Consider the following 2,963-nt stretch of genomic DNA (forward strand, 5'->3'; position numbering starts at 1 on the left):
ACAAGATATCACGTAGTGATTCTTTTTAACGGTTAAGTTAGAAAGGGCGCACGGTGGATGCCTTGGCACTAGGAGCCGATGAAGGACGGGACGAACACCGATATGCTTCGGGGAGCTGTAAGCAAGCTTTGATCCGGAGATTTCCGAATGGGGAAACCCACTGCTCGTAATGGAGCAGTATCCATATCTGAATTCATAGGATATGAGAAGGCAGACCCGGGGAACTGAAACATCTAAGTACCCGGAGGAAGAGAAAGCAAATGCGATTCCCTGAGTAGCGGCGAGCGAAACGGGATTAGCCCAAACCAAGAGGCTTGCCTCTTGGGGTTGTAGGACACTCTGTACGGAGTTACAAAGGAACGAGGTAGATGAAGAGGTCTGGAAAGGCCCGCCATAGGAGGTAACAGCCCTGTAGTCAAAACTTCGTTCTCTCCTGAGTGGATCCTGAGTACGGCGGAACACGTGAAATTCCGTCGGAATCCGGGAGGACCATCTCCCAAGGCTAAATACTCCCTAGTGACCGATAGTGAACCAGTACCGTGAGGGAAAGGTGAAAAGCACCCCGGAAGGGGAGTGAAAGAGATCCTGAAACCGTGTGCCTACAAGTAGTCAGAGCCCGTTAACGGGTGATGGCGTGCCTTTTGTAGAATGAACCGGCGAGTTACGATCCCGTGCAAGGTTAAGTTTGAAAAGACGGAGCCGCAGCGAAAGCGAGTCTGAATAGGGCGCATGAGTACGTGGTCGTAGACCCGAAACCAGGTGATCTACCCATGTCCAGGGTGAAGTTCAGGTAACACTGAATGGAGGCCCGAACCCACGCACGTTGAAAAGTGCGGGGATGAGGTGTGGGTAGGGGTGAAATGCCAATCGAACCTGGAGATAGCTGGTTCTCTCCGAAATAGCTTTAGGGCTAGCCTCAAGGTAAGAGTCTTGGAGGTAGAGCACTGATTGGACTAGGGGCCCCTACCGGGTTACCGAATTCAGTCAAACTCCGAATGCCAAAGACTTATCCTTGGGAGTCAGACTGCGAGTGATAAGATCCGTAGTCGAAAGGGAAACAGCCCAGACCGCCAGCTAAGGTCCCAAAGTATACGTTAAGTGGAAAAGGATGTGGAGTTGCTTAGACAACCAGGATGTTGGCTTAGAAGCAGCCACCATTTAAAGAGTGCGTAATAGCTCACTGGTCGAGTGACTCTGCGCCGAAAATGTACCGGGGCTAAACGTATCACCGAAGCTGCGGACTGTTCTTACGAACAGTGGTAGGAGAGCGTTCTAAGGGCTGTGAAGCGAGACCGGAAGGACTCGTGGAGCGCTTAGAAGTGAGAATGCCGGTATGAGTAGCGAAAGAGGGGTGAGAATCCCCTCCACCGAATGCCTAAGGTTTCCTGAGGAAGGCTCGTCCGCTCAGGGTTAGTCGGGACCTAAGCCGAGGCCGAAAGGCGTAGGCGATGGACAACAGGTTGATATTCCTGTACCACCTCCTCACCATTTGAGCAATGGGGGGACGCAGGAGGATAGGGTAAGCGCGGTATTGGATATCCGCGTCCAAGCAGTTAGGCTGGGAAATAGGCAAATCCGTTTCCCGTAAGGCTGAGCTGTGATGGCGAGCGAAATATAGTAGCGAAGTTCCTGATTCCACACTGCCAAGAAAAGCCTCTAGCGAGGTGAGAGGTGCCCGTACCGCAAACCGACACAGGTAGGCGAGGAGAGAATCCTAAGGTGATCGAGAGAACTCTCGTTAAGGAACTCGGCAAAATGACCCCGTAACTTCGGGAGAAGGGGTGCTCTGTTAGGGTGCAAGCCCGAGAGAGCCGCAGTGAATAGGCCCAGGCGACTGTTTAGCAAAAACACAGGTCTCTGCGAAGCCGTAAGGCGAAGTATAGGGGCTGACGCCTGCCCGGTGCTGGAAGGTTAAGAGGAGCGCTTAGCGTAAGCGAAGGTGCGAATTGAAGCCCCAGTAAACGGCGGCCGTAACTATAACGGTCCTAAGGTAGCGAAATTCCTTGTCGGGTAAGTTCCGACCCGCACGAAAGGCGCAACGATCTGGGCACTGTCTCAACGAGAGACTCGGTGAAATTATAGTACCTGTGAAGATGCAGGTTACCCGCGACAGGACGGAAAGACCCCGTGGAGCTTTACTGCAGCCTGATATTGAATGTTGGTACAGCTTGTACAGGATAGGTAGGAGCCTTGGAAACCGGAGCGCCAGCTTCGGTGGAGGCATCGGTGGGATACTACCCTGGCTGTATTGACCTTCTAACCCGCTGCCCTTATCGGGCAGGGAGACAGTGTCAGGTGGGCAGTTTGACTGGGGCGGTCGCCTCCTAAAAAGTAACGGAGGCGCCCAAAGGTTCCCTCAGAATGGTTGGAAATCATTCGCAGAGTGTAAAGGCACAAGGGAGCTTGACTGCGAGACCTACAAGTCGAGCAGGGACGAAAGTCGGGCTTAGTGATCCGGTGGTTCCGCATGGAAGGGCCATCGCTCAACGGATAAAAGCTACCCCGGGGATAACAGGCTTATCTCCCCCAAGAGTCCACATCGACGGGGAGGTTTGGCACCTCGATGTCGGCTCATCGCATCCTGGGGCTGTAGTCGGTCCCAAGGGTTGGGCTGTTCGCCCATTAAAGCGGTACGCGAGCTGGGTTCAGAACGTCGTGAGACAGTTCGGTCCCTATCCGTCGCGGGCGCAGGAAATTTGAGAGGAGCTGTCCTTAGTACGAGAGGACCGGGATGGACGCACCGCTGGTGTACCAGTTGTTCTGCCAAGGGCATCGCTGGGTAGCTATGTGCGGACGGGATAAGTGCTGAAAGCATCTAAGCATGAAGCCCCCCTCAAGATGAGATTTCCCATTCCGCAAGGAAGTAAGATCCCTGAAAGATGATCAGGTTGATAGGTCTGAGGTGGAAGTGTGGCGACACATGGAGCTGACAGATACTAATCGATCGAGGACTTAACCTAAAT

General features: G+C 53.4%; 1 rRNA gene. It reads left to right on the forward strand.

Annotated features, from left to right (window positions below):
* The first annotated feature begins 30 nt into the window (after positions 1–30).
* Positions 31–2,960: ribosomal RNA gene (locus tag MST20_RS21060) — 23S ribosomal RNA — on the forward strand.
* Positions 2,961–2,963: the final 3 nt, after the last annotated feature.

This window comes from Bacillus sp. B19-2 (assembly GCF_022832475.1).
GTDB lineage: Bacteria > Bacillota > Bacilli > Bacillales > Bacillaceae > Bacillus > Bacillus paralicheniformis.